The sequence below is a fragment of the Bacillus sp. L381 genome (assembly GCF_030284525.1).
GTDB classification, from domain to species: domain Bacteria; phylum Bacillota; class Bacilli; order Bacillales; family Bacillaceae; genus Bacillus; species Bacillus amyloliquefaciens.
In genome coordinates, this window is sequence record NZ_CP127224.1 from 827,408 (window position 1) to 853,382 (window position 25,975).

The following is a 25,975-nucleotide window of genomic DNA, read 5'->3' on the forward strand; positions in this document are numbered from 1 at the left end:
GGCGGCTTGCATACAGGGCCGCCCCGTTTTGTTTATGCTTTTTTGATGAGAGCCAAAATATGCTCAAGCCAGGAAATATAATTCCGTTCCCGCTCAAGCGCTTTTGTCAGCACGAGATAATGGCCGAAATCCGGAGAAGAAAATGAATCCGCCTCCTCGGAGGATGTCATCAGTTCATGATAACTGTTTTCCAGATCGGACAGCTTCTCCTTTCGCTTTACGAGCTGATCGGTAAATAGCTCATCCGCTTCTTCCTGCGTCAAAGCTGAGATGAAATAAGCCTTCAGCATAAATTCATCCTTCACCGTTTCCGGAATCGGATCTTTTTTCGTCAGCCAGGCACAAAGCTCCCGTTCTCCATTGTCAGTCAGCGTGTACATTTTTTTCTCCAGCTTCGTTCCCTGAATCGCAGTACGGAACGTAATGAATCCCTCAGCCGTCAGCTTTTTCAATTCCGGATAAATCTGGCTGTGCTTTGCGCTCCAAAACTGGCCGAGCTCTTCTTTAAAATAGCTCGATATATCATATCCGCTCAATTCGCTTTTTCGCAAAAGTCCTAAAATCGCGTACTTTAAAATTCTCATGTTGTCCTCCAAGCCCATTCATTTGACAGCTAGTATACCATACGGCTGCTTAAAAACGCAGAAGTGTTGGATACCGTATTTCAATCCTGTTTAAAACGAATCACAATGCTGCCGGAAACAGACAGAAGGGAAGGCAGCCGTTTCAGTCGTCGAAAAAGTCTTTCATCATGTCTTTGCCTTATTCATACTGCATAATGATATAATCATTGTAAAAATTAAAAAATACTGGGAGGGACATATGAAGACGGTGATTGTGTATGCAAATCCGGATGAGAACAGTTTCAATGCTGCGATCGTCAAATACGTCGCCATGGCTTTAAAGGACAGCGGACGAAGCTATACCGTCATTGACTTATACGCCGACCAATTTGATCCCGTGCTGAAGGTCGGAGATGAAAAAAAGCGGACGGATATGAAACGGGACGCTGAAACGAAGAAATACCGGAAACTGATGAAAGAAGCGGATCATCTCATTTTCATCTACCCGCTGTGGTGGGGAGGCGTTCCGGCGATTCTGAAAGGCTTTTTTGACAAAGTGTTTGTCGCCGGAGAAGCCTACACATTTGAAAAAGGCCGCGTAAAAGGACTGCTCCGGGCAGAGACGGCACAGGTGTTTTATACGGCGGACGCCCCGAACCGGCACTTAAAGTGGTTCCGGAAAAAAGCGGACTGGATTACGCTGAAAAAAGGCATTCTGCAATTTTGCGGCATTCAAAAAGCCGAACGGAACTTTATGTCCGCCGTCAAAACGAGCACACCCGAGCTGCGGGAAAAGCGGCTGCGCCAAGCATACGCCAAAGTCCGCCGCGCTTGTGAAAAAGGGGCGGCCGCATGCAGATAAAAGAAATTTTCGTGATCCGCTGCCTGTCCTGCTTAAGTGTTGTTCTGCTGCACGTGGTGTCAATGGTTCTGATGATTCAGGAAGAGTCCTTAGCAAGCGCCGCCCATACGGTTGATGCATTCCGGACCTTGCTGATGTTCAGCACGCCGGCGTTTATCTTTATCTCGGAATTTCTGCTTGCCAGGTCTTATCCGGAAGGCGTGCCTGCGGGTTTCTTAAAGAAAAGGGGAAAAGTCATTTTCGTGCCGTTTCTGTTTATTGCCGCGGTGGATGCCATTTTAATGAAAAGCGTGGCAGAAGAAAACGCCGGTTTCGTTTCAGTGATCGGTAAATTTTTAGAAAATGTCTTTTTGGGAAACTTTATCGGCTACTTCATTCTTGTGATCTTTCAATTTTACATTCTCCATATGCTGCTGCACCGCTGGCTGAACAAAACATCTCCCGTATGGGTGCTGTCTGTTTCTTTTATCATCAATGCCGTCTATCTCGCCTATTTTTCAATTATTCATCCGCCGGCATCATCGGGGCTTGATTCTATTTTTCCGTTCTTTTGGGTTCCGTTTCCGGGCTGGCTGTTTTATTTCTGCCTGGCATTTTATTGCGGAAAGGAATACCGGCGTTTTTTAGCGCTCGTTAATCAGTACCGCTATGCGGTTTACTTCAGTGCGGCCGTATCGGCGATATTGATTGTGGCCGTTTCATATGTCAGCGGCGGCGCCATTTCTTCTAAGCGTCCGGATATTATGATTTATGCGGTCAGTATTATTTTTCTGTGCTTTCATCTGTTTTCAAAGCTCAACAAAGTGCCGGCGATAGTAATGATGATCAGCAACTATTCGTTTTCAATCTATCTGCTGCACTCCTACTTTTTAATCAGCGGGTACCTTCTGGAAGGCTATCTGCGGTCAATGCCCTTGCCGGCTGCCATCCTGCTGTTATTTTTGATCTGTACGCTCGGTCCCATTTTCGTATCTTGGGGATGCAACCATTTCAGGTACGGATACCTGTTTGTCGGAAAAGTGTATCAGCCGAAGCACAGCAAAAGAAGCACGGCGGCGTCCCCAGGCCGCACAGTCTGAAAAAAGGCGGCGTTTCGGCCGCCTTCTTTATATGGATCAGCTTTTTCCAGATGGGTGATAAACACGGTCAAAACAGCACTGTTAAAAAAGCAGCGCGCCGAGCAAACCCAATCCGCAGCCGTCCGAGACGGGGTGACCGTTGGCGGCGGACAAGGCATCGTCCAGCTGGAACCGCGGCAGAATCCGGTCACTTCTGAAGAGAAAAATGGTAAACTGATAGAATAAAATCATGAGAAAGGAGCCGCACATGAAAAAAGCAGTCATTAACGGGGAACAAATCAGAAGTATCAGCGACCTCCACCAGACATTGAAAAAGGAGCTTGCCCTTCCGGAATACTACGGTGAAAACCTGGACGCTTTATGGGATTGTCTGACCGGGTGGGTGGAGTACCCGCTCGTTTTGGAATGGAGACAGTTTGAACAAAGCAAACAGCTGACTGAAAATGGCGCCGAGAGTGTGCTTCAGGTTTTCCGTGAAGCGAAAGCGGAAGGCTGCGACATCACCATCATACTTTCTTAATACGATCAACGGGAGATGAACAATATGGAAACACAAACCCTTAGCTATCCGATTGGAGAATATCAGCCGCCTGAATCGATTTCGGCCGCGCAGAAACAAGAATGGATCAATACGCTGGAACACGCTCCGGCCAAACTGAAACAAGCTGTCAGAGAGATGTCGGACAGTCAGCTTGATACGCCGTACCGCGAAGGGGGATGGACTGTGCGCCAAGTGGTTCACCATCTGGCGGACAGCCACATGAACAGCTATATCCGCTTTAAATTGAGCTTAACGGAGGATGAACCGGAAATCCGTCCTTATGATGAAAAAGGCTGGGCCGATCTCCATGATTCCAAAACAGCCGCTTGCGGGGATACGCTTGAGCTGTTAACGATCCTGCACAGAAGGTGGGCCGCTCTTTTGCGCTCCATGACGGAAGCTCAATTCAAACGGACATTTTTCCATCCTGTATCTAAGGAGACGATTACGCTGGAACAGGCGCTCGGATTATATGTCTGGCACTCTGAACATCACATCGCCCATATTACTGAGCTTTCCCGGCGGATGGGCTGGCATTTTTCTTAGAGGATGCAGGCTTTCGGAAAAACGCCAAAACAGCCGCAGACACAATCGTGCATAACGAAATGACGGCGGCTGCCGTATAAAGATGGTGGTAGCCGCTGGCAACGCCCGCTTCAATCGCATCAGAAACCGCTTTTTTGACGGCGGGGACGGGGATTCGGCTTACCTGTTCCTGCAACGAAGAAAGTCCGCCGCCGATATCGGGGATTTGCGCCTGATCAGCGGGAATGCCGCTTTTCGCTAAACGGTTTTTGATGTTATCTCCGATCCGGTCAAAGCCGCCTGTAATGAAGCCGGCATATAAGGCCGGAGCGAGCGTCAGTCCGACCTGCCTCACGAGTGACAGCGTGCCGAGCGCTGTCCCTTTGTTTTGACCCGCCGTTTCTGATACAAGCACATTCAGCGGAGCTCCGAGCAGAAATCCGAAACCGATCCCCGCAATCACACTCGCCGTGACAAATTCCCATTTATCCGTCACCCATAACGGAAACAGGCTGAATCCGGTAAAGGCAATGACGCCTGATACAACCGCAGAGAAGACCGGCCCTTTTTTATCCGTGACCGCCCCGCCGAGCCATGCCCCGATGCCTGACGCCAAAGCGAGCGGCGTCATCCAATAACCTGCTTTCTCCGCCGATACATGCAAATACTGCTCCGCGTAAGAAGGAATAAAAATCACCGCAGCGAGCAGCCCGCCTGATAAAAATCCTATGACGAGCGTCCATTGAAACACTTTATTCTGCAGCAGCGAGCAGGCGAGAATCGGATCGCCCCCGCGGTTTTCAACCCGTTTTTCGACTTTAAGCAGCGCCGCAAAGAGAAGTCCCGCCCCCAACAGATACCCGTACACCTTTACGTCCATTATGCTTTCTGACAGCTTCGCCCCATCGAGGTTCGTAATACCGATCATGCAGGATAAGATCGCAAGAGACAGCATCATCGTGCCGGCGAGATCAAGCTTTTTCACCTTAGGCTCTTTCGTTTCAGCGATAAACAAACCGCCGCACACAACCAAAGCGGCGGCAATCGGCAGATTAATCAAAAACAGCCAATGCCACGACCCGGTTACATCAAGCAAAAAGCTTCCGATATTCGGTCCGAGGACGGCCGCCATACCGTTCATCGCTCCTAAAAGCCCGAGAGCTTTTCCCTGTTTCTCCTTCGGAAGCACAGCCAAGACATGCGAACTGCCGATAATAAAAATCCCTCCGCCGCCAAGCGCCTGAATGAGCCGCGCTGCCAAAAACACCGGGAAGCTTTGACTGAGTGCGACAAGCAAAGAGCCGAGACCGAACACCCCGACTTCAATCATAAACAGCTTTTTCCGCCCGTAACGGTCAGACAGCTTGCCGACAATCGGCACACTGACACTGAGTCCCAATGTGTAAAGGGTTACTCCCCACGAGCCCCATGAAGGGGAAACATCAAATGAGCTGTTAATCGTCGTCAGAGCAGCGGAAATAATTCCGTTGTCCAGCGCTGCCATGAACACACCGATCGTAAAGAGAGTGATGGCCCAGCTCTGGTTTTTTTCTGTTTGCAATGGCTCCGGCATATTGATCAATCCTTCCGATTTTTAATTCACTTTGAATATATTATTCATTTTGAATGAATTAAATGTCAAACAAAAAAAGGCCGCCGATACCGGCAGGCCTTTTTCATCTCTATGCCTGATTGGAAGATTCAAGCGCTCTTGCCAAAATAGCGAGCCCTTGATTGACCGTTTGTTTTTCTTCGACGGTCAGCGTTTCCAATGAACGCTTCAATTTTACATGTCCTTTTTGATAAAGGCTGCGGAAAATATCTTTTGCATTTTCCGTTAATTGAACGACGACTGAACGGCGGTCTTCTTCTGACGGAGCGCGTGTAATGAAACTTGATTTTTCCAAACGGTCAAGCAGCCCCGTCGTATTTGAAAGAGAAGCGCCCATTTTTTCCGCGATTTCACTCACCTTCAGTGTCCCGTGGTTGTTCAGAAGCATCAGCACCTTCATTTGCGGCATGCTCATATCAAGCTTCATCCACTCCGACACATCACCGAGTCCCGCCGATGTCATCACTTTCATATACAAAACCCAAATATCCCGTTCCTCAGGAGAAAAAATATCGCTGCCTAATACCGTTGTATCATGCAGATTATAATCCATCGTCTCACTTCCTCGTTAATACTCCTGCATACCATATTACTGATTTTAATCTGAGAAAGAAAGTTGCAGACGAGTTTTGTTTGAATATGAGGTGGTAGTGTATAATATGTTGGAGATTATTGGGGGAATTATAATAAATAAGCTATTTTATGATGATTGGAGAGAACATTGCTGACTAAAAAGAATGCCTTATCGATATTAAAAGTATTATTTCCTATTGCAGTTTTGCTTTTAGTCATTTATCAGTCCAAAAAGGAATTGACAGATCTTTCTTTTAAACGCACGCTGTACATTATTAATGGGATTGAGCGTTACGATTTATTTATTCTCGTTCTGCTCGGCCTCCTTGCCGTCAGTGCGATGTCCTTTTATGACTTTGTGCTGAAACGGACGCTGCGTCTCAACATTCCGAATTGGAAAGTGTTCAGGGTTTCCTTTATCGCCAATTCCTTTAACAATGTCCTTGGATTCGGCGGTCTGGCGGGTGTCGGACTGCGGACGATGCTTTACAAAGAGCATACGAATGACGTAAAACGCCTTGTCGCAGGAATCGCTTGGCTTACTTCTTCAGCGCTGCTCGGGCTGTCGGTCTTCAGTATTCTGACCGTCGCCCGGGTGCTCCCGGTGGGTGAAATCACAAGCGAGAAGCCGTGGCTGTGGGCTGTCATCGCCGGTGTGGCGCTGATTGTGCCGGCAGCCTTAATCGCCGCCCGGATCAACAATAAAAAAGCTGACACAGAAGATGATGAAGCAAAGCCGAGGCATCCGGTTTTTTCATACATCGGAGCATCGTTTGCCGAATGGTTTGCGGCGGCCGTCGTCATGTATTATTCATTGTATGTCATGGGCATTCACGCAGATGTCCGCCATGTGTTCGGTGTATTTGCCATTGCCGCTATCGGGGGAATCATCAGCCTTGTGCCGGGAGGATTCGGCTCGTTTGACCTTCTGTTTCTGCTCGGCATGCAGAATATGGGCTTTCCGCAGGAGGCGGTTGTGACATCCATCGTCATCTACCGGATTGTGTATTCATTTATTCCGTTTGTGTTCGGGCTGTTCTTTGCGGCCGGCGACTTAACGGGAAATACGCTTAAACGGCTGGAATCAAATCCGAAGATGGCTCCTGCCGTGGAAACGACAAACGTGCTTCTCGTATTGCAGCGCGCCATCTTAATCAGAATGCTTTACGGTTCGCTGTCGCTTTTGGTTTTCGTGTCGGGAGTCGTCGTGCTTGCGTCCGTCGCCTTGCCGATCGACAGGGAGACGGTCATTCCGCACATTCCGCATCCGGCGCTTCTTGCGTTTAACGCGTTATCGTTAAGCGCGGCTTTGATTCTTTTAATCTTGCCGATTGAACTATACAAACGGACGAAACGCTCTTATTCAATGGCGATCGCGGCGCTGGTCGGCGGTTTTGTGTTCAGTTTCTTAAAAGGATTGAACATCAGCGCGATCTTTATTCTGCCTGTCGTTATCGTATTGCTTGTGCTGTTAAAGAGGCAGTTTATCAGAGAACAGGCATCGTATACGCTCGGCCAGATGATTTTTGCGGCCGCTCTGTTTATTATCGCCTTGTTTAACTACAATCTCATTGCCGGTTTTATCTGGGATAAAATGAATCGGCTGCTGCGCCACGATTATTTCGTCCATAACAATTCGCACATTACATACGCCACGATGACGGCCATTATTGTTGTGCCTTTGTTTTTCCTTGTGTTTACGGCAATTTATCATAAAAGATCGAAGCCGATCGGGGAAGAGGCCGATCCTGAGCGGCTGAAGTCCTTTTTGGCGGAAGAAGGCGGAAACGCGCTCAGCCACCTCGGCTTTCTCGGGGATAAGCGGTTTTATTTCTCGAGCGACGGCAAAGCGCTTTTATTGTTCGGTCAGATTTCCAGAAGGCTTGTCGTGCTCGGCGATCCGTCAGGACAGAAAGACTCTTTTCCGCTTGTAATTGAGGAATTTCTGAATGAAGCGCATAAGCAGGGCCTGAGTGTCATGTTCTATCAGATTGAACGTGAAGACATGGCGCTGTACCATGACTTCGGCTATAACTTCTTCAAGCTTGGAGAAGAGGCTCTCGTGGATATGGAGGCATTTACGCTGTCAGGAAAGAAAAAAGCGGGTCTGCGGGCGATTAACAACAAATTTGACCGCGAAGGCTACACGTTTCATGTCGGGGAACCGCCGTTTTCCTCAGAGTTTATCGCCAAACTGAAAGATATTTCGGACGAATGGCTCGGACCGAAAAAAGAGAAAGGCTTTTCTCTCGGTTTCTTCGACCGGGATTATTTGGAACAGGCCCCGATTGCTTACGTGAAAGACACAGAAGGGGAGATCATCGCTTTTGCCAACCTTATGCCGATGTATCAGGAAGGCGAGATATCAGTCGACTTAATGCGTTATCGGAAAAACGCGCCGAACGGCATCATGGACGCGCTTTTCATCCGTCTGTTTCTCTGGGCGCAGGAACAAGGGTACACCGCCTTTAATATGGGCATGGCGCCTTTGTCAAACGTAGGAACGGCCTTTTCGTCCTTCTGGTCGGAAAGAATCGCGGCCGTCATTTTTAACAACGTCCGGTATATGTACAGCTTCAGCGGGCTGCGGGCCTTTAAAGAAAAATACAAACCGGAGTGGCGCGGGAAATACTTGGCGTACCGCAAAAACAGATCGCTGTCCGTCACGATGATTCTCGTCACCCGCCTGATCGGAAAAACCAGAAAAAGACGCCGTTAAAAGGCGTCTTTTTTTGGGGGTAATTAACCAAAAATTCCCGCTTCTTTTGTTATACTGAATAACATGATCATAAGGCGAGAGGAAGATTGATGAATGAAACAGGCGGACGTATTGAAATACGAAGCGTTTACCGATGTTCCTGATTTGGGAAATCCCGCGGGAATCGTTCTTAACGGCGATGATTATTCAGATGAAGAAATGCAGATGATCGCCGAAATGGCAGGATACAATGAAACATCATTTCTCTGCAAAAGCGGAGAAGCCGATTTGAAAATCCGCTATTTTACACCCGGCCATGAAATGAATTTATGCGGACATGCTACCGTTGCCTCTCTTTATGCATTAATTGAAAAGGGAAAGCTTCAGGCTGATCAGACGTATCAAATTGAAACGAAAGCCGGCATTCTTCCTGTAAAAGCGGCTGAACGAAAAGGGCGGGTGTACATCACGCTCAAACAGGCTTCCCCGCAATTTCTGCCGTTTACGGGAGACAAAGAAAAACTTGCGGCCTCTCTCGGCATTACGGCGGAGGATTTTCACGATGAGCTTCCGATTGTTTACGGGTCAACGGGAATTTGGACACTGATTGTTCCGCTAAGGTCACTGAAAGCATCACGAAATATGGTGCCGGACAACACACAATTTCCCGCCATTTTGCACGATCTCCCGAAAGCGAGCGTCCATCCTTTTTCTCTGGAAACCGTGCATCCTGAAAGCGATCTGCACGGACGCCATTTTTCTTCCCCTTTTTCCGGAACGACCGAAGATCCCGTCACGGGAACCGCTTCAGGCGTTATGGCAGCCTATATGCGGAAATACGGAGGCACCGGCGCCGAATGGCTGACGATTGAACAAGGTCAGGAAATGGGGAAAGACGGAAAAGTGGAAATCAGGATCACGGAGGAAGACGGAGAGATGAACATCCAGATGACGGGAACGGCTGTGTATGCCGAATCAATCAATCTTCGGCTTCCGTAATGGTTTACAAAAGACGGTTCTATCCGTTATATTATAAATGATAATCATTTTCAATTGAATAGGAAGGTGAATCGGCATGCCGAAAACCGAACAATTACAGCAAAACGAGAGACTTAAACATACGATCAGAAACAGAAGATCCATCCGGTCGTTTAAACCGGAAACCGTACCTTCTGAAGTCATATTAGATATGCTTGAAACGGCCGTTTACGCACCGAACCACAGGCTGACTGAACCGTGGCGTTTTATTTACGCGGCAAGCGAAGCGGGAAAAGCAAAGCTTGCGGACAGCTACGTCTCATTTTTCAAGAAGATAAAAGATGATTTCAACGAGGAAAAAGAGCAGAACATGAGAAAAAACCTCAGCGCCGTTCCGGGATTTTTATTGGTCGTCTTAAAAGAAGATGAAAATGAATTTACGAGAAACGATGATTTCGCTGCGCTGAGCGGCATGATTCAAAACCTTCAGCTTCTCGCACATGAAAACGGCATCGGCATGGTTTGGAAAAGCGGCCGTATCATGTATGACAAACAGGTGCATCAAGACTTCGGCCTTGCAGACAATGAGCGCTTTGCAGCCATCATTCAAACGGGCTATCCGGATGAACAGCCTAAGGCGAAAGAACGGACGCCGGCAAAAAGCCTGTTTACCGAACTGTAAAAAAAATCCCCGTCCTTCATAAAGAGGCGGGGATTTTGTATTAGCGGTTTTTGCTTTTAGCTCTGTTGTCAGCGGCTTTCATCCGCGCCTGCGCTTCGCGGTCAGCGGAATCAGCAAGCTCGCTTGAATATTCCTCATATGTGCCGTCCGTTTCGCGTTTCAAAGCATCCGGAACTTGAGGAAGCTTTTGTTTGTTTTTATCACGGTTTTTGTGAGTATGATTTCTGCCCATATCAATCGCCCCCTGAAAAAAGTGATATCAAACAAACATAGTATCTGCCCAGTCCCGATCTTTATTCAGCTTATTTCCGTTTGGCTGCTTTTTCCGCTTTTTTGAATTCACCGGAATAAAGGACTTCCTGCATTTTTTTCAGGTTGGCTCCCTGCTGATGTTTTTCGCGCTTCTTTTCCATAAAAGAAGATCCTCCTTCAAAACAGAATACCAATAGGATTGGCTTTTATTTCCGTTTTTATGCAGATAAGAGATCCTTTAAAGCGAAATCAAGCTCTTCATACGTAAATTGAAAACCGGATGTCAGCGCCTGCTTAGGCAGGGCGCGCTGCCCTTTTACGATCAGCAGGCTCATTTCTCCCAATGCCTTCTCCAGAAAAAATTCCGGTACGGGAATCCAGTGGGGGCGGTGCAGGACGCTTGCGATCGTCTTTCCGAATTGCTTCATTTCAACAGGGTTCGGCGAGGTTACATTCATCGGGCCGGACAAGTCATCATGCTCCGCCGCATAAGCGATGAGTTCCGCCGCATCATCGACATGAACCCATGACAGCCATTGCCGTCCTGAGCCGACGGTGCCGCCCGCCAACAGCTTATAAGGGAGAGCCATGAGCGGCAGGGCGCCTTTTTCACCGAGCATCACGCCGAATCTGGCATATACCGTCCGAATGCCGAGCGCTTCAATTTTCTGGCCTTCACGCTCCCACATATGAGCCGTATGACTGAGAAAGTCTTCATTTGACGTATCTGACTGCTCAGTGAACGTTTTCTCTGTGCTTGTGCCGTAAATGCCGACGGCGCTGGCCTGAATTAAAGCCCGGGGTTTTTTTGCCTGCTGCCGGATAATCCGTCTGACTTCTCTCGTCGCTTCTACCCGGCTTGATATGATTTGTTCCTTCGTTGTGTCCGTCCAGCGGTCAAAGATGGATTTGCCGGCGAGGTTCACCCATACATCAATAGGGGGAAGCTCGCGCTCAGGCGCCGCGTTTTCGGCCAGCCATTGAACATATGTCACATTTTTTTGTTCGGTTTCTCTTTGTTTTCTTGATAAAATATAGACATGATGTCCCTGGCGGGTAAACACACCTGTCAGATGCCGGCCCAGAAAACCCGTGCCGCCTGTCATCGCGATATTCATATCCATCTCTCCTTACACGTTGATAAATATACTTTACCTCATTTGCCTAAAAGAAAAACGCCTGAAAATCGGGGCGGGAAAGGAGACCGGGAGTGCCGTTTATTACAAAAATATCGACCCAAAAGAAAAATACCGAGCGCTTCAACATCTTTCTTGATGAGAAATATGCATTCAGCGTCGACGCCGACGTACTTGTTCGTTTTGACCTGAAAAAAGGGAAAGAACTGGATGAGCTTGACATTCTTGAAATCAGTCACGGCGATGAAGTGAAAAAAGCCTTTAACCGCGCCGTCGAATTTTTATCATACCGGATGCGCTCTGAAAAAGAAGTCCGGGACCATTTGAAGAAAAAAGAAACACCTGAGATGGTCATTTCTGAAGTCATCCATAAACTGTACGATTACCGCTACTTAAATGACAAAGAATTTGCCGAAGCCTATGCGAGCACCCACAAAAAAACAAACGGCAAAGGGCCTGACGTCCTGTTTCGCGAGCTGAAAGCGAAAGGAATAGACGACGATACCATAAAGGAGACGCTCAGTGCGTTTACGTTTGACGAGCAGATACAGGAAGCGCTGAAACATATCGGGAAAATCCTGAAAAAAGACAAAAAGCTGTCCACAAAAGAGATCAGACAGCGGGCGCAGATGCAGCTTCAGCGAAAAGGTTTCCCTTTCGACGTCATCAATGCCGCTCTGGAGCAGACGGAGTATGAGAATGATGACGAAGCTGAGATGGAAGCTTTGAAGACTCATGCGGAAAAAGCAATCAGGAAATACCGCTATGACGGCAGTTATGAAAGCGGAATGAAAGTCAAGCAGTACTTATTCAGAAAAGGATTCTCGATTGACGACATTGAACAATTTTTGCAGGAAGAGGAGTAAGCTGAAATGGACAAACGATACAGTCAAATGACGCCTCATGAACTACAGACGGAAATTGCGGGCCTGACGGAAAAAGCGCGAAAAGCAGAACAGATGGGCATTGTAAATGAACTGGCTGTGCTTGAACGGAAAATCACGATGGCCAAAGCCTACATGCAGAACCCGGAAGACTTTCTGCCGGGCGCGGAGTATCAGATAGAAGGTTCTGATGATACGTTCCGCATTGATTATATGAACGGCGTATTCGCCTGGGGACACAGATCTTCGTCGCCGGATCAGGAAGAAGCGCTGCCGATTTCCGTTTTAAAAGAAAAAAGTTAACAAAAGAGACCGGAACCGGTCTCTTTTTATTTTCGGGCACATTCGTTTCAATCTTTCAGTAAAAAATGTTTGAATTCATTTTCGATATCTTTTAATATGGAATTCGTTGTTTTTTAGTAAAAGGAGGCGATTAGCGTTGAATATCAAAATGAAACAGCCATCTGTAAAATTAATGATTTTTGTTTTAATGATTTGCACTTTTTCCATCGGGTATACGGAATATGCTGTCATGGGTATTCTGACGTCGATTGCCGATGACTTTCATATACATGTTTCTTCAGCGGGTATGCTTGTTACCGCATATGCGGCAAGCGTCTGCCTGACAGGCCCGATTGTAACGATTATCGCGGTTAAACTTCCGAGAAAGTCGGTGCTGCTCAGCTTGATGGGCATCTTCGTCCTTGCCAACTTGATGAGCGTCTTTGCGCCAAACTTCGCCGTGCTGGCGATTTCAAGAATTTTATCCGCATCCATCCACGGAGCCTTTTTTGCAATCGCCATGGTGTTTGCGAGTGAAATGGTGCCGCCTGAAAAACGTTCCGCCGCAGCTGCGTCCATGAACGGGGGATTAACCGTGGCGCTGATGCTCGGCGTTCCGTTCGGCTCTTATTTAGGGGATGTTCTTAACTGGCGTGCCGTCTTTTTCATTATTTCCGTTTTAGGCATGATCGGGCTGATCGGCCTGATGCTGGTCGTACCGAATCGAAAACCGAAAGTGATTCCGATGCTGATGAATGAATGGAGTGTCTTTAAGCATAAGCAAGTGATCTTCTCCTTTGCGATCACCATTCTCGGCTACTCCGGCGTATTTATTGCTTACACGTTTATTGAGCCGATTTTAAGAGATTCAGCGGGATTCGGCACGGTCGGCATTACGGGCGCATTATTTGCCTACGGTCTTGGCGGAGTGGCGGGGAATTTCTTCGCAGGGAAAGTGCCGCTCAAACTGCTGACGCGCACAATGATCGGTGTGATGATCGGCTTGATCGGCGTCTTGGCGATCTTCCCTTATATCGCTGTTTTTCCTGCCGCGGCCGTTTCAGCGACATTTTTATTCGGCGCATGCGCGTTCGGCACGCCGCCGCTTTTACAGACAAAGGTTATTTCTTCATCTGAAAACGGCACGACAATTGCCGCCGCGGTGAGCGTTTCCGCATTTAACCTTGCAAACGCGCTCGGCGCTTGGATCGGCGGATTGATTCTCGGCGGAACGGGATCTTACTCATGGCTGTTTGCAGGCGGTGCGCTGATGACCGCTCTCGGCCTTGTGCTTTCCACATTCGCTCATCTGTCTGAGAAGAAAGATGTCTATGAATACCAAGTGCATAAAGGATAACAAAAAGCTTGCAGCGGATATTCCGCCTGCAAGCTTTTTTAGTGTTTCAATGTAAAGCTGATCACCGTATGTTTATCGCTCTCAGCTAAGGAAATCTCCCGGGTTTCCGGTATGCCGTCTTTTTCAAAAACGATAGTATAGGTTCCTTCCGTCCCGCTTTTCCAGGCAATATTGCCGTGGTGATCGGTCTTGCCTATTGTCTCTCCGCGGTCTATATTCGGCTGATGATCTGACTCCGCCGCTTTCATCACTGTTACCGTCACACCGTCAGCAGGTGAGCCGTCAGCATCCTCAAAATGGAGAGTGACGGGCAGTGTTTTTTTGCCGGGGGCGGAATCATCCGCTTTGCCGCATCCGCATAAAACAGCCGCGGCGAGAAAGAAAATAAAAACTTTATTGATTTGACCAATATTGAATGTTGTCGAAAACACTATTTGTCACCCTTGTTCCCAGATTGTAAGTCGACCCGCCGTTTGTATGAACGGCAATGGCGGTCTGGCCGGTATCGCTGTAATCGTGATAAACGGGCGATCCGCTCTGGCATCCGAACGTATCTGTCGTGTAAGTGAGTTTATATGTCTCGGCCGAACGTATCGGCTTGCTGTCAGACCACATGGAACCGGACACTTTGTCGCACGGATATCCCGTCACAGTTGAAGACAGCCCGGCCGGACTGGAACTGTTGGTCGTCCGGTAGCCGTACCAGCCGACAGTATTCCCGGGCGATCCGTCTACTTTGATTGCCCCGTAATCATAGTTGGTATCACCGTTTTCTGTCCATCCTTTGACACTGTAGAATGTCTTGCCTGAATATGATCCGTACGGATAAGATGAGCCGTTGCGGCCGGGAGCTGCCGTGATTTTCGATGCCCAGCCGTTTTTCTGATCATACACACAATGTCCGGCTGTGACGATCGTGTCGGGATTGACAAAAAAACCGGTGCATCCGTAAGTGCTTGTGCTGCCGCTGTATGTAACGGTCAGCTGTGCTGTCGCGCGATAAGGAAATGATGTTGTCGGAGAAATTCTGATTCGTTCGTCTGTCCCTATAATACTGGAAGGCTTTAATGACTTGATGTCGGCTTTGCCGTTTTGTGCAGGCTGTCTTTTGGTGAGGCCCGTTCCTTCATAAGCGGGAGATGTTTGTGTGTTTTTTACAGGCTGATTCGGACTTGCGTCAAACTCCTCACCGCTGCTTGAAACAGATGTCTGCGGATTGCCTTGGGCTTCTGCTGAAACAGCAAATAATGAAACGGACAGAAAGAATGCGGTAAAGCTCAGCAATCGTTTTGAAACTGTCTTCATTGTATAAAACCCCCTCCTTTTTTGTCTACCGGCTTTCGGTTTAACATTTAACATATTATGGAATTCGTTTGGCGTTATGACCTTTTTTTCGCCGCAAAAAAGAGACCGGGCCATTCCCGGTCTCTTTACGTTATGTGTTATCGTCTGCCTGAAGCTCTCATGCGCTCTTGCGGGTGCGAATTAATTGAACCGTCCGGCCGTTTAGAAGCGTAGTCATCCTTTGCCCGCGGTTCGCCTTCAAACTTATTGTTGTTCTGATTTGGAAATCCTTTTGCCTTGTTCCGGACCATTTGTTTTCCCCCTCGGCCAATATCAAAAGGTTGCGCCTTCTGGACTGAAGACGTAAAGTTAGTATATGCCTGTGACAAGCTGTGTAAAAGCAGCAGGTTTTCCCAAGGAAAGGAGACAGAGACATGAATACATATATCGACAAACTGACGAATTTGCTGCTTGAGAAAAATGACATGATCAGCTATTTGCAAGCGCGAACTTGGGTTGAGCTCTTATGGGGAGATTTCGAAGCGACTTACGCAAAAGCCGGCCGCCCGTATCAAGGAGAGCAAATGACAGAACGCGTTGTCAAGGAATGGATTGAATCATACGGCAGCAAGCTCCATATGTTCCAAAGCATGCGGGAAGACGTTTCTCATTATTTGGATCAAAGCAGGGGTCTCCTGCATTAACATACCAGTACGTCCGCCGGATACAGTCCGGCGGTTTTTTCTTTTTATAAAAGAAATAGGAAAAACATGTTTGATAACCCGCGGGGTGTGGAAATGTGTAATAACTTATAAAATAGCGGGGAGGAACCACAATGAACATGAAAAAAGGGTTAACCGCATTTATTCCGGCCGCAGGACTTTGCTTATTTTTAGCCGCAGGCACCGTTTTTTTTGATCCGGCAGCGAATGCCGCACCAGCTCATCAGACAAAACTGGACACCGCAGCAGATACATATATCGTGAAAGCAGGAGAACTTAACGTCCGTAAAGAACCAAATAAACAAGGGGTGATTGTCGGCACGCTCCGTTCAGAAGATGCCGTAAAGGTTAAACAGCTTGAAGGGGCAGATTGGGCCGAGATTAACTACAAAGGTCAGAAAGCCTATATCTCCACTCATTTTCTGATGAAGCAGCCGATGAAGGCAGTGACCGCTAAACAAACCGCTTTTTATACGCCGACTTTGGAAACCGGCAAAAAAAGCTCCGTTAAAGCGGGAGAAACCGTCAATGTGCTCGGCTGGGGATTCAGCCATGACGGAGGATTTGACCGTAAATGGGCGTACGTCACATACGGCGGAAAAGCAGGTTATGTGAAGACGGCCGACTTAGCTCGAAAATAAAGATTCAGGCAGGCGGATGAGCCTGCTTTTTTTCTGAAACTTTCCGCCTTTCCTTTCGTATGAAATGAAAAGGAGAGTGACGGATATGATAATGATAATCGGCGGCCTTCTGATGGCTGCGGCCGGCATTTTAGTCACACTTTTCCCGCCGAAGTCAATTAACAGCCTGTACGGATATCGGAAGAAACGGTCTATGGCGGGTGAATCCCAGTGGAGAGAAGGCAACCGTTTCAGTGCGCTCCTCATGATTCTGTTCGGCCTTCTGATGGCTGCAGCCGGATTTGCGGGCAGCCTGCTTATTCAGCTCACTCAGCCGTACAGCCTGATCGTTCAGGCCGTATTATTGATCGCGATCAGCGCCCTGATCATAGCCTTAACAGAAAGAAGATTAAAACAAAGGGGAGGAGAACCGATTGAATGACATCACTTTTCATATGATCGAAACAAACGGGGTGACGCTGCACACGGCTTCAGCTGGTCCGAAAGACGGCCCTTTGGCGGTGCTGCTGCACGGGTTTCCGGAGTTTTGGTACGGCTGGAAGAGCCAGATCAAACCGCTTGCCGATGCCGGATACCATGTTGTCGTGCCTGATCAGCGCGGCTATAATCTCAGTGATAAACCTGAGGGCATTGAAAATTATACCATTGATACGCTCAGAGACGATATTATCGGGCTGATCACTCATTTTACAAATGACAAGGCCGTCGTCATCGGGCACGATTGGGGAGGAGCCGTGGCCTGGCACTTGGCATCCACCCGGCCGCAATACGTTGAAAAATTGATCACGGTCAATATTCCGCATCCGGCGGTTATGCGGAAGGTCACCCCGTTCTACCCGCCGCAATGGAAGAAAAGCTCTTATATCGCTTTCTTTCAGCTTCCCGAAAAGCCGGAACGGAGATTATCTGAAGACAATTACCGCGTATTGGATCACGCGATCGGCTTATCCGAACGCCCGGAGCTTTTTTCACGGGAAGATGTCGACAGCTACAAACAGGCGTGGGACAGAAAAGGAGCGCTCACGGCTATGCTGAACTGGTACCGGGCGATCAGAGCCGGCGGTTTAGGACCTGCCGTACCGTTTAAAATGCCCGTTCCGTACCGATTGATATGGGGCGTCAATGACCGCGCGCTAAGCAAGAAGCTCGCCGCGGAAACAAAACGGATGATTCCAAACGGCGACTTAATATTCATCGATGATGCCTCCCATTGGGTCATTCACGAAAAACCGCGCATCGTCAGCCATTTGATTCATGAATACCTTCATCAATAAAGTCTGTCCCGGGTACAGACTTTTTCTTTTTTTTCTCATATCTGCCGAAAAACATGACAAAATATAACCATATGCAGAAAAAATTTTCTTGCCCCTGTAACGAAAAATGGGTTTAAACGACATTAAAAAAAGGAAAAGCCTTACTGAAGTTTTGCGGACTATGCCTTTAAGGCCGTACTAAAAAAGAATAATACAAAGAAGGTGCCTTCATGAAACAAAGGTTAATCTCAATTATTATTCCGTCTTACAATGAAGGGAATAACGTTAAGCTCATTCATGAATCTTTAAAAAAAGAGTTTCAGACGATTCATTATGACTATGAGATTTTCTACATCAATGACGGAAGCGCGGATGATACGCTTCAGCAGATTAAAGAACTGGCCGCCAGAAACCATCGCGTCAAATACATATCTTTTTCCCGCAACTTCGGAAAAGAAGCGGCCATCTTGGCAGGATTTGAACACGTGCAGGGCGAAGCGGTAATCGTGATGGACGCCGACCTGCAGCATCCGACGCATCTGCTGAAAGACTTCATTCAAGGCTATGAAGAAGGGTATGACCAAGTCATTGCGCAGCGCAACCGAAAAGGGGACAGCCCCGTGCGTTCCGTGCTTTCTTCCCTGTATTATAAATTTATCAACAAAGCCGTCGAAGTGGATCTGCGTGACGGGGTCGGAGATTTCCGCCTGCTGAGCCGGCAGGCCGTTGATGCCCTTTTGAAGCTGAGTGAAGGGAACCGTTTCTCAAAAGGGCTGTTTTGCTGGATCGGGTTTGACCAGAAAATCGTATTTTATGAAAATGTCGAAAGGCAGAACGGCACGTCCAAATGGTCATTCAGCAATCTGTTCAACTATGGAATGGACGGCGTTGTCTCCTTTAACAACAAGCCGCTGCGGGTTTGCTTTTTCACCGGTATTCTGATTTTGCTTCTGTCGATGGTTTATATTGTCACGACATTTATTCATATTCTGACACACGGCGTGTCCGTACCCGGATACTTCACCATTATTTCCGCCGTGCTGTTTTTAGGAGGCATCCAGCTTTTGAGTCTGGGCATCATCGGGGAGTACATCGGCCGGATTTACTATGAAACAAAAAAACGCCCGCACTATTTAATTAAAGAAGCGAATATTACGTACGGAGAACAAAATGAAACGAATTATACAAAAAAGCGCAAGTGGAACCATTAAACAGCCGCCGCTGTGCGCAGGGTATGGAGACGTTGTATGAAAAAAAATAAATGGATCTTGCCGGTTGCCTGTGTGCTGGCTGCGGCAGCCGCTCATGTTTTTTTCTTAAAAGAGTGGTCGGCAGGCCGCTATATGACGGGGTCTGGAGACGGGATCGCCCAAATGGCGGTCTTCAAAAAGCTGCTGTTTGACCAATATATGAACGGCAGGCTGTTTTACAGCTATTCGTTCGGGCTGGGCGGGGGAGTGTACAGTCAGCTCGGCTATTATTTCTCTACTTCTTTTCTTTTTCTGTTTATTTCCGCCGCTGTCCGCATTCTGCAGCTTATTCAGCTGTCGGGCGAGGCAGATGCGCTGTTTTGGGCGCAGGCCTCCGTTTTTATCAGCATCGCCAAGCAGAGTTTCATCATATTCACGGCGGCCTGTGTGTTCCGCTATTTCGTCAAACGGCCGGTGCCTGCTTTTGTCGGAGCCGTTTTGTATGGGAGTTCGATTATTTACTTCCGGCATGAGGTGTATTGGGACTTTTTCACTGACAGTATGGTGTGGCTGCCGCTGCTCGTGTTCGGCGCGGAAAAGATCATCAGGGAAAAAAAGCCGGCGTGGTTTATCTTCGCCTGTGCGCTGACATTGATCAACAACTTTTATTTTGCGTATATTAATCTGATTTTCATCGGCATTTACATCTTATTCCGTTGGATCATCCGCCTTGAAGACAATGAGGCGAAAAGGCTCACTCAATGCCGGATGTTTATTCTGTCAGGCCTGCTCGGCTTCGGTATAAGCGCGGTCTCTTTTATCCCTGTCGTGTACGGATATCTTCATAATCTGCGGCCGCCGTATTCACAGCATATTGATTGGCTTGATTTTTCCGACAACATTTTATTTTCAAGCCGGATTATCATCCTGCCGGCGGCTTTTTTGCTTTTTCTATTTACATTTTCTTTATACAAAAACCGGTTGTTCCGGCTGTTTGCGGGAATCAGTCTGCTGTATACAGTGTTTCACTTCAGTCCGTTTGCGGCAAGCGCCTTTAACGGTTTTTCAGCTCCGCAAAACAGGTTTGAATACGTCCTGTGCTTCACGGTTGCAGGAACGGTTGCAGTAGGGCTTTCTAAGCTTTCGGACATCAGCAGGAAGAGTATGCTGATGTCCGCCGTGCTCGTCGTTCTGCTCTATTGGGGCCAGGTGAGGCGGTTCAGCCTGGATATTTCTGATCACGCCTACCTGCCCATCCTGCTTCTTCTGGGGCTGACCATTGCCGCTTTTTTTGCAGCAAAGGCAAGACTGAAAGGCGCGGTGCCCGCCGTTTATGGCGTCATTCTGCTGACTGCGGTGCTGACGGCCAATACATATGAAAAATATGCTTTATCAGAAGGCGGGAAGATTTATACGGTATCGCATACATTCATGACGGGCCCTGACTATAAAGGCAAAGAACAAGCAGAGCTCATTCAGCGTCTGAAAGAAAAAGACCCGGACCCCTTTGCCCGTTTAGATTGGATGAACGGCGTATTCAATAATACCCCGATCATATACGGGTTCAACGGATTCAGCGTTTACTCAAGCATCCTGAACCGCAATCTGCTGTCCTTCTACTGGAACGACCTCCAGATTGACATGGGCAGAGAAAGTGTCAGCCGCTATGCGACATTAGGAAACAGGGCTAATTTATACAGCCTGCTTTACGGCAAATACTATATGACGGAAAAAACAAACGAGGCCGGCGTGCCGTACGGGTTCAAAAAGATCATGGAATCATCCCGCTATGCGGTTTATCAAAATCAATATGTACTCCCGTTCGTACGGACTGCCGATCGAGTATATAACGAGGACGACCTGAAAAAAGCGCCCGCCCTTGCCAGGGAACGGGCAATGCTTGACGGGATCATCACGGAATCGAACACAACAAAAACGAAAAAAGCGCCAGAAGCGGAAAATATCATCCGTCAGGCAGAGATAACCCCCGAACATGCGGATTATCATGACGGCATCCTGACGGTAAACGAAGACGGAGGCGGCCTGATCATTACGCCGCACGGCGCCGCGGCTGACGGCGGAGATTATTACGTCAGCTTTTATTTAATGAACAAAGCGAAGGACCAGGGTTTTACATTAAAAGTGAACGATTACACGACAACGAGAAAATCGAACCAATCCATTTATAAAACAGGTGTCAACGATCTCACCGTCAGAGTGCCGAAAACAAAAAACATCCAAATCCGGCTGCCGAAAGGATCGTATCAGCTCGACAGACTGGCGCTATACGAAGAACGGTACGCGACGCTGAAAAGCGCATACCGAAAAGCGGAAAAAGAACCGCCGGCCGATCTCAGCTGGCGCGGAAACACGCTTCATATTTCGTATGAAAACAAAACCCGCGCGCCGTATATCATGCTTCCGATTCCATATGAAAAAGGCTGGGAGCTGAAAATAAACGGCAGACAAGAACAGATTGAAAAAGCGGATTATTCCTTTATCGGATTTAAAGCGCAAAAAGGAAAAAATGATATTCAATTAACGTATTATCCGCCGTTTTTTAAACCGGCGGCCGCTATATCGGTGATCAGTCTCGTGTTTGCCGTCATATATGTGAGAAGACAGAAAAAGCCCGGCTCTTAAACAGAGCCGAGCTTTAATTTTTTCTGCAGTTTTTCCTCGCTGAAAATCCAGCCCGTGTAAGAAGAAAGAACCTCTAAATCATGACTGAGGTGGACGATGGCGACAAAAGGATAGTGGCCTTTGCTCCGGTAGCGCAAATCAATAAAGCGCACTTCATAATGATCTTTAAAGGTATCGACCTCCCACCTGTAAACAGGGGAAAACGAAAGAAAGGCTGCAATATTTTCATCCTGTTTCGCCGCTTTCATCACATCGGTTTCCGGAACGGGCACACGGTTGAATGTATCCAATATCACAACATGCCCGTCAAGGCTTCTGCCGACATAAAAGGCATGGGCCGTCGTTACGGCGATACGCCACTGCCTGAATTTCATTGTCGGCGAAATGATGATGGTTTCAATCTCCTCTTCAATCATCTCGCGCAGCCGCAGCTTTATCCGCAGCTGCATGAAAATCCGGACGGCGTAATATCCCGCGAGGATGATATACAGCGTCAAAAATGTCACGCCCGGATGACCTCCGATATACCACACGGCAATGGCGGCCAAATGACTGACGAAAATAAACGGGTCAAAGGTATTGATTATACCTAGAGCGACCCATTTTCTCGAAAACGGGCGGATGGCCTGCGTTCCGTACGCGTTAAAAATGTCCACAAATACATGCAAAACGACAGCCAGAAGCGTCCACAGCCACAAGTGCAGCAAGTTCGCTTCCGGGTAAAATATAAACAAAATGCCAGGAATCAGAATGGACCAAAATAAAACGGCGGGAATGGAGTGCGTGAATCCTCTATGATTTCGAATATAAACTGCATTATTTTTCAGCTTCAATATGGTATCAATATCAGGTGCCTGAGAGCCGGCAAGAGCGGCGATCATAACTGCCTGAGACATGGGGGTATGCATGCCGACGGCAGGATCAAGAGTTGCGATTCCGCCAAGCGCGATGCCCATGACAACGTGAGTGCCAGTATCCATTGGTGACCTCCTAGCAGGCGTTAAAAATCAGTCCGCCCGCATATTTCACATTATAAGATATTCCCCATTTTCTGTTTGCCCAATCATGGCGTGTATCAGCCGTTTTCATATGTTTCCGCTTTTTCTTTATCTCTATTTAATGTAACATATTATCGTAACGTGCCCTTAGTTTACACCAAAATACAGTGTCAAGAAAAGCGGGACCCGAAACATCTGAGGAGAAGATATGAACGCACTTGAAGAAAAAATGAAACAAAAAGATATAGACAAATTTCGCGAGGACTTAATTACATGGTTCGAAAGAGAACAGAGAATTCTGCCATGGAGAGAAAATCAGGACCCGTATCGGGTGTGGGTGTCAGAGGTCATGCTGCAGCAGACGCGGGTAGAAACCGTTATTCCTTATTTCCGGCGGTTTGTTGAGCAGTTTCCGACCGTCTCGGCGCTTGCTGAAGCCGATGAGGAAAAAGTGCTCAAAGCCTGGGAAGGGTTAGGCTATTACTCCCGTGTGAGAAATCTGCAAAGCGCCGTACAGGAAGTGCACGAGCGGTACGGCGGAGTCGTTCCTGCTGAGGAAAAGGAATTCGGCGGACTGAGAGGCGTCGGCCCTTATACAAAAGGCGCCGTGCTCAGCATCGCATACAACAAACCGATTCCCGCCGTAGACGGCAATGTGATGCGTGTCATGTCGAGAATTCTTTCCATATGGGACGATATCGCAAAACCTAAAACCAGAACGATTTTCGAACAGGCGGTATCAGCTTTCATTTCTCATGAAAAACCATCTGAATTCAATCAGGGTTTAATGGAGCTCGGCGCGATCATCTGCACCCCGAAATCTCCGTCCTGCCTGCTGTGCCCCGTGCAAAAGCACTGCTCGGCATTTGCGGAAGGGACAGAGAGGGAGCTGCCCGTTAAAAGCAAAAAGAAAAAACCCGGAGTAAAAACAATGGCCGCCGTTGTGCTGACAGACGACCAAGACAATGTCTATATTCATAAACGGCCGCCAAAAGGATTGCTCGCCAATCTGTGGGAGTTTCCGAATACCGAAACCCAAAAAGGAACCAAAACCGAACGAGAACAGCTCGAAGCCTTTTTAGAAAAAGAAATGGGAACAACCGCTGAAATCGGAGAGCTGGAAGGCATCGTAGAACATGTTTTCACTCATCTCGTCTGGAATATTTCGGTCTTTTTCGGTAAAGTAAAACAAGTGTCGGACTCATCAGAATTAATACGGGTCACAAAAGGGGAACTCGAAGAATACGCTTTTCCCGTTTCCCATCAAAAGATTTGGAAAATGGCGGACGAAGGCGGCCGCCGGTAAGAAGCGTCAGTCATAGCTGACGCGTGTGCCGTGGCCGTAATCCGCCTCATTCCGTTTCAGTCCGCCCCGGGCTTCGATTTCCTGAATCAGCTCCCGGTACTTGGACTGGCCTTCTTCGTTTAAATACGGCATAATTTGCTGGAAGGCATGATGGAAATAGGCGAGCTCTGAATCCTTCCAATCTTTTTTGGGCATCATGGCCAATTCGCCCATATCACGTCCGACATACATATGAAAAGACCCCTTTCAACAGGTAATGCTTTTATTGTTTGTTGAATGAAAAGAACTATACGCAGCAAGGAGCTGAGGAAAAATGGAACAAAATAAATGCGCATTAATCACGGGAAGCAGCCGCGGCGTCGGGAAAGCAGCAGCCATCAGACTCGCGGAAAAAGGCTACAATATCGTAATCAATTACGCCCGCAGTAAAAAAGCGGCGTTAGAAACAGCTGAAGAAATTGAAAAACTCGGCGTCAAAACGCTCGTCGTTAAAGCCAATGTCGGCCAGCCGGCAAAAATCAAAGACATGTTCCGTCAGATCGACGAAGCCTTCGGCAGACTCGACGTATTCGTCAATAACGCGGCTTCAGGCGTACTGAGACCGGTCATGGAACTTGAAGAAACGCATTGGGACTGGACAATGAATATTAACGCAAAAGCATTGCTTTTCTGCGCGCAGGAAGCGGCAAAGCTGATGGAAAAAACCGGAGGCGGCCACATCGTCAGCATCAGCTCACTTGGCAGCATCCGCTATCTTGAGAACTATACGACGGTCGGTGTCTCAAAAGCCGCTTTAGAATCATTAACCCGTTATCTGGCGGTCGAGCTTTCGCCGAGAAATATCATCGTGAATGCCGTTTCAGGCGGAGCGATTGATACAGACGCGCTGAAGCATTTCCCTAACAGAGAAGAATTGCTTGAAGATGCCCGTCAAAATACGCCGGCCGGAAGAATGGTCGAAATTAAAGACATGATCGACACGGTGGAGTTTTTAGTTTCTTCAAAAGCGGACATGATCCGCGGTCAGACCATCATTATTGACGGCGGACGCTCTCTGCTCGTGTAAGTTTTTTTAAAAAGATGAATAGCCTGATCATCTCCTGCGCATTCTAAATTGCGTGGAGGTGATAACAATGGCAAACTCAAAATACAGCAAAACTGACGTTCAGCAGGTGAAACAACAAAACCAGCAATCAGCTTCCGGTCAGGGTCAATTCGGCACTGAATTCAGCAGCGAAACTGACGTTCAGCAGGTGAAAAGACAAAACCAGCAATCAGCTTCCAGTCAGGGTCAATTCGGCACTGAATTCGGCAGTGAAACTGATGCGCAGCAGGTGAGAAAGCAAAACCAATCTGCTGAGCAAAACAAACAACAAAACAGCTAATCACTGAAACAAAAAAGCACTTCATCTTCGGGTGGAAGTGCTTTTTTCTTTTATCAAAACGACAAAACTTGTGATTCCTCTACAGAATGAGTCAAAGGGTTTTCCGGCAGAAAATCGAAATGGTAAGTAGTATCAACCTAAAAGCCTAAGGAGGAACCCGATGTCAGAGTTTGAAAAGCTTGTAAGTGAACAGATGAAGATCATGGATCAGCTTCTCGAGCTGCAGTCAGAACTTGACCGCTGCCGGCAGGTGGAAGCGGAACTCATCAGCCTGGAAAGAGATGCAAAGCTGGACAATGTACAGGACGAAATTGCGACAAAGCGAAAAGATCTGGCCGGCATACAGGAGTTATTCCAAAGGCAGACAGAGCAAGTCATCCAGTCTTATCGCAGCAAGGAAAAGCCGTCTTCCTATGTGCAGAAATGAATGTGCCATTCCGGAAGCGGAGTGGTTCTTTTATTTTCATTTTTTAATTCGTAACGTTATAATAGTGAAAAGACTTGTCGGAAAGCAATTGCGGCTGCATTG

The 25,975-nt window shown here is 47.8% G+C and carries 32 protein-coding genes; 21 read left to right on the forward strand and 11 right to left on the reverse strand.

The features are described from left to right. Window positions 1-32: 32 nt before the first annotated feature. A complete protein-coding gene (locus QRX25_RS04005; protein WP_212100683.1) occupies window positions 33-584 on the reverse strand; it encodes a PadR family transcriptional regulator in 552 nt (183 codons plus the stop codon). Window positions 585-822: 238 nt separating this feature from the next. On the opposite strand from QRX25_RS04005, the gene QRX25_RS04010 reads away from it, so the two are divergent. The 5 genes from QRX25_RS04010 to bstA are packed head-to-tail and all read left to right on the forward strand — an operon-like array spanning window position 823 to window position 3,591. Further along, complete coding sequence (locus QRX25_RS04010) at window positions 823-1,425, forward strand: NAD(P)H-dependent oxidoreductase (RefSeq protein ID WP_115998028.1); 603 nt, start codon at window positions 823-825, stop codon at window positions 1,423-1,425. After that, window positions 1,416-2,504, forward strand: a complete 1,089-nt coding sequence (locus tag QRX25_RS04015; RefSeq protein WP_212100685.1) for an acyltransferase family protein — start codon at window positions 1,416-1,418, stop codon at window positions 2,502-2,504. The genes QRX25_RS04010 and QRX25_RS04015 overlap by 10 nt, the downstream gene beginning before the upstream one ends. Before the next feature lie 54 nt (window positions 2,505-2,558). Continuing rightward, window positions 2,559-2,729, forward strand: coding sequence for a hypothetical protein (locus tag QRX25_RS04020; RefSeq protein ID WP_161957665.1), 171 nt, complete (start codon window positions 2,559-2,561; stop codon window positions 2,727-2,729). A 22-nt stretch (window positions 2,730-2,751) separates the two neighbouring features. Continuing rightward, the gene (locus QRX25_RS04025; RefSeq protein WP_013351425.1) at window positions 2,752-3,024 is read left to right on the forward strand and encodes a ribonuclease inhibitor Barstar; all 273 of its coding nucleotides are present in this window, start codon (window positions 2,752-2,754) and stop codon (window positions 3,022-3,024) included. 24 nt (window positions 3,025-3,048) lie between these two features. After that, window positions 3,049-3,591 carry a YfiT family bacillithiol transferase gene (gene bstA, locus QRX25_RS04030; RefSeq protein WP_212100689.1) on the forward strand — a complete coding sequence of 181 codons (543 nt, stop codon included), beginning with the start codon at window positions 3,049-3,051 and terminating at the stop codon, window positions 3,589-3,591. Here bstA and QRX25_RS04035 read toward each other — a convergent pair. Further along, a complete protein-coding gene (locus QRX25_RS04035; RefSeq protein ID WP_212100693.1) occupies window positions 3,551-5,143 on the reverse strand; it encodes an MFS transporter in 1,593 nt (530 codons plus the stop codon). The genes bstA and QRX25_RS04035 overlap by 41 nt on opposite strands. 109 nt (window positions 5,144-5,252) lie before the next feature. Then, window positions 5,253-5,735, reverse strand: coding sequence for a MarR family transcriptional regulator (locus QRX25_RS04040; RefSeq protein WP_115998024.1), 483 nt, complete (start codon window positions 5,733-5,735; stop codon window positions 5,253-5,255). 168 nt (window positions 5,736-5,903) lie between these two features. Here QRX25_RS04040 and mprF point away from each other — a divergent pair, with 168 nt between their 5' ends. The 3 genes from mprF (at window position 5,904) to QRX25_RS04055 (ending at window position 10,113) form a co-directional block, all read left to right on the forward strand. After that, a complete protein-coding gene (mprF, locus tag QRX25_RS04045) occupies window positions 5,904-8,474 on the forward strand; it encodes a bifunctional lysylphosphatidylglycerol flippase/synthetase MprF (protein ID WP_115998023.1) in 2,571 nt (856 codons plus the stop codon). A 93-nt stretch (window positions 8,475-8,567) separates the two neighbouring features. Then, window positions 8,568-9,452, forward strand: coding sequence for a PhzF family phenazine biosynthesis isomerase (locus QRX25_RS04050; protein ID WP_212100695.1), 885 nt, complete (start codon window positions 8,568-8,570; stop codon window positions 9,450-9,452). Between the two features lie 76 nt (window positions 9,453-9,528). After that, window positions 9,529-10,113, forward strand: coding sequence for a nitroreductase family protein (locus QRX25_RS04055; protein ID WP_115998021.1), 585 nt, complete (start codon window positions 9,529-9,531; stop codon window positions 10,111-10,113). A gap of 40 nt (window positions 10,114-10,153) precedes the next feature. On the opposite strand, the gene QRX25_RS04060 is transcribed toward QRX25_RS04055, so the two are convergent. From QRX25_RS04060 to QRX25_RS04070, 3 genes are all read right to left on the reverse strand, one after another. After that, on the reverse strand, window positions 10,154-10,345 hold the full coding sequence (locus QRX25_RS04060) for a YfhD family protein (protein WP_013351432.1): 192 nt from the start codon (window positions 10,343-10,345) through the stop codon (window positions 10,154-10,156). A gap of 70 nt (window positions 10,346-10,415) precedes the next feature. Continuing rightward, a complete protein-coding gene (locus tag QRX25_RS04065; protein WP_003223230.1) occupies window positions 10,416-10,526 on the reverse strand; it encodes a YfhE family protein in 111 nt (36 codons plus the stop codon). Between the two features lie 57 nt (window positions 10,527-10,583). Further along, the gene (locus tag QRX25_RS04070; RefSeq protein ID WP_115998020.1) at window positions 10,584-11,483 is read right to left on the reverse strand and encodes a TIGR01777 family oxidoreductase; all 900 of its coding nucleotides are present in this window, start codon (window positions 11,481-11,483) and stop codon (window positions 10,584-10,586) included. Between the two features lie 92 nt (window positions 11,484-11,575). Here QRX25_RS04070 and recX point away from each other — a divergent pair, with 92 nt between their 5' ends. The 3 genes from recX (at window position 11,576) to QRX25_RS04085 (ending at window position 14,024) form a co-directional block, all read left to right on the forward strand. Then, window positions 11,576-12,367 (forward strand): recombination regulator RecX, encoded by a 792-nt coding sequence (gene recX / locus QRX25_RS04075; protein WP_013351434.1) that lies wholly within the window; start codon window positions 11,576-11,578, stop codon window positions 12,365-12,367. Window positions 12,368-12,373: 6 nt separating this feature from the next. Continuing rightward, a complete protein-coding gene (locus tag QRX25_RS04080) occupies window positions 12,374-12,688 on the forward strand; it encodes a YfhH family protein (RefSeq protein ID WP_045507617.1) in 315 nt (104 codons plus the stop codon). Window positions 12,689-12,830: 142 nt separating this feature from the next. Continuing rightward, window positions 12,831-14,024 carry an MFS transporter gene (locus tag QRX25_RS04085; RefSeq protein ID WP_212101647.1) on the forward strand — a complete coding sequence of 398 codons (1,194 nt, stop codon included), beginning with the start codon at window positions 12,831-12,833 and terminating at the stop codon, window positions 14,022-14,024. Window positions 14,025-14,062: 38 nt separating this feature from the next. On the opposite strand, the gene QRX25_RS04090 is transcribed toward QRX25_RS04085, so the two are convergent. The 3 genes from QRX25_RS04090 to QRX25_RS04100 form a co-directional block, all read right to left on the reverse strand. Beyond that, a complete protein-coding gene (locus QRX25_RS04090; RefSeq protein ID WP_212100697.1) occupies window positions 14,063-14,455 on the reverse strand; it encodes a DUF2606 family protein in 393 nt (130 codons plus the stop codon). Continuing rightward, window positions 14,418-15,329: a trypsin-like serine peptidase gene (locus QRX25_RS04095; RefSeq protein WP_212100699.1), complete on the reverse strand. Its 912-nt coding sequence runs from the start codon at window positions 15,327-15,329 to the stop codon at window positions 14,418-14,420. The genes QRX25_RS04090 and QRX25_RS04095 overlap by 38 nt, the downstream gene beginning before the upstream one ends. A 137-nt stretch (window positions 15,330-15,466) precedes the next feature. Next, complete coding sequence (locus tag QRX25_RS04100) at window positions 15,467-15,619, reverse strand: small, acid-soluble spore protein K (RefSeq protein ID WP_212100701.1); 153 nt, start codon at window positions 15,617-15,619, stop codon at window positions 15,467-15,469. A 123-nt stretch (window positions 15,620-15,742) separates the two neighbouring features. On the opposite strand from QRX25_RS04100, the gene QRX25_RS04105 reads away from it, so the two are divergent. The 6 genes from QRX25_RS04105 to QRX25_RS04130 all read left to right on the forward strand — a co-directional run bounded on the left by QRX25_RS04105 (window position 15,743) and on the right by QRX25_RS04130 (window position 21,757). Further along, window positions 15,743-16,012: a YfhJ family protein gene (locus QRX25_RS04105; RefSeq protein WP_013351439.1), complete on the forward strand. Its 270-nt coding sequence runs from the start codon at window positions 15,743-15,745 to the stop codon at window positions 16,010-16,012. Window positions 16,013-16,143: 131 nt separating this feature from the next. Beyond that, on the forward strand, window positions 16,144-16,671 hold the full coding sequence (locus tag QRX25_RS04110; RefSeq protein ID WP_212100703.1) for an SH3 domain-containing protein: 528 nt from the start codon (window positions 16,144-16,146) through the stop codon (window positions 16,669-16,671). Window positions 16,672-16,756: 85 nt separating this feature from the next. Further along, entirely contained in the window at window positions 16,757-17,092 is a 336-nt protein-coding gene (locus QRX25_RS04115; protein ID WP_212100706.1) for an SdpI family protein, read from the forward strand. Next, the gene (locus QRX25_RS04120) at window positions 17,085-17,945 is read left to right on the forward strand and encodes an alpha/beta fold hydrolase (RefSeq protein ID WP_065980983.1); all 861 of its coding nucleotides are present in this window, start codon (window positions 17,085-17,087) and stop codon (window positions 17,943-17,945) included. Before QRX25_RS04115 ends, QRX25_RS04120 begins: the two co-directional genes overlap by 8 nt. A 209-nt stretch (window positions 17,946-18,154) precedes the next feature. Then, window positions 18,155-19,135, forward strand: a complete 981-nt coding sequence (locus tag QRX25_RS04125; protein WP_065980984.1) for a glycosyltransferase family 2 protein — start codon at window positions 18,155-18,157, stop codon at window positions 19,133-19,135. 36 nt (window positions 19,136-19,171) lie between these two features. Then, window positions 19,172-21,757 carry a YfhO family protein gene (locus QRX25_RS04130; RefSeq protein ID WP_212100709.1) on the forward strand — a complete coding sequence of 862 codons (2,586 nt, stop codon included), beginning with the start codon at window positions 19,172-19,174 and terminating at the stop codon, window positions 21,755-21,757. Here QRX25_RS04130 and QRX25_RS04135 read toward each other — a convergent pair. After that, the gene (locus tag QRX25_RS04135) at window positions 21,754-22,737 is read right to left on the reverse strand and encodes a metal-dependent hydrolase (RefSeq protein WP_065980986.1); all 984 of its coding nucleotides are present in this window, start codon (window positions 22,735-22,737) and stop codon (window positions 21,754-21,756) included. The genes QRX25_RS04130 and QRX25_RS04135 overlap by 4 nt on opposite strands. A gap of 226 nt (window positions 22,738-22,963) precedes the next feature. Here QRX25_RS04135 and mutY point away from each other — a divergent pair, with 226 nt between their 5' ends. Further along, window positions 22,964-24,061, forward strand: coding sequence for an A/G-specific adenine glycosylase (gene mutY / locus QRX25_RS04140; RefSeq protein WP_212100712.1), 1,098 nt, complete (start codon window positions 22,964-22,966; stop codon window positions 24,059-24,061). A gap of 6 nt (window positions 24,062-24,067) precedes the next feature. Here the strand turns inward: mutY and yfhS are convergent, their stop codons facing one another. Next, complete coding sequence (gene yfhS / locus QRX25_RS04145; RefSeq protein WP_013351495.1) at window positions 24,068-24,292, reverse strand: mother cell protein YfhS; 225 nt, start codon at window positions 24,290-24,292, stop codon at window positions 24,068-24,070. Between the two features lie 82 nt (window positions 24,293-24,374). On the opposite strand from yfhS, the gene fabL reads away from it, so the two are divergent. The 3 genes from fabL to QRX25_RS04160 all read left to right on the forward strand — a co-directional run bounded on the left by fabL (window position 24,375) and on the right by QRX25_RS04160 (window position 25,873). Beyond that, window positions 24,375-25,127 (forward strand): enoyl-[acyl-carrier-protein] reductase FabL, encoded by a 753-nt coding sequence (gene fabL / locus QRX25_RS04150; protein ID WP_013351496.1) that lies wholly within the window; start codon window positions 24,375-24,377, stop codon window positions 25,125-25,127. Window positions 25,128-25,194: 67 nt separating this feature from the next. After that, window positions 25,195-25,446 (forward strand): gamma-type small acid-soluble spore protein, encoded by a 252-nt coding sequence (locus tag QRX25_RS04155; protein ID WP_115998014.1) that lies wholly within the window; start codon window positions 25,195-25,197, stop codon window positions 25,444-25,446. Between the two features lie 160 nt (window positions 25,447-25,606). Next, complete coding sequence (locus tag QRX25_RS04160; RefSeq protein WP_212100715.1) at window positions 25,607-25,873, forward strand: YgaB family protein; 267 nt, start codon at window positions 25,607-25,609, stop codon at window positions 25,871-25,873. Window positions 25,874-25,975 lie beyond the last annotated feature (102 nt).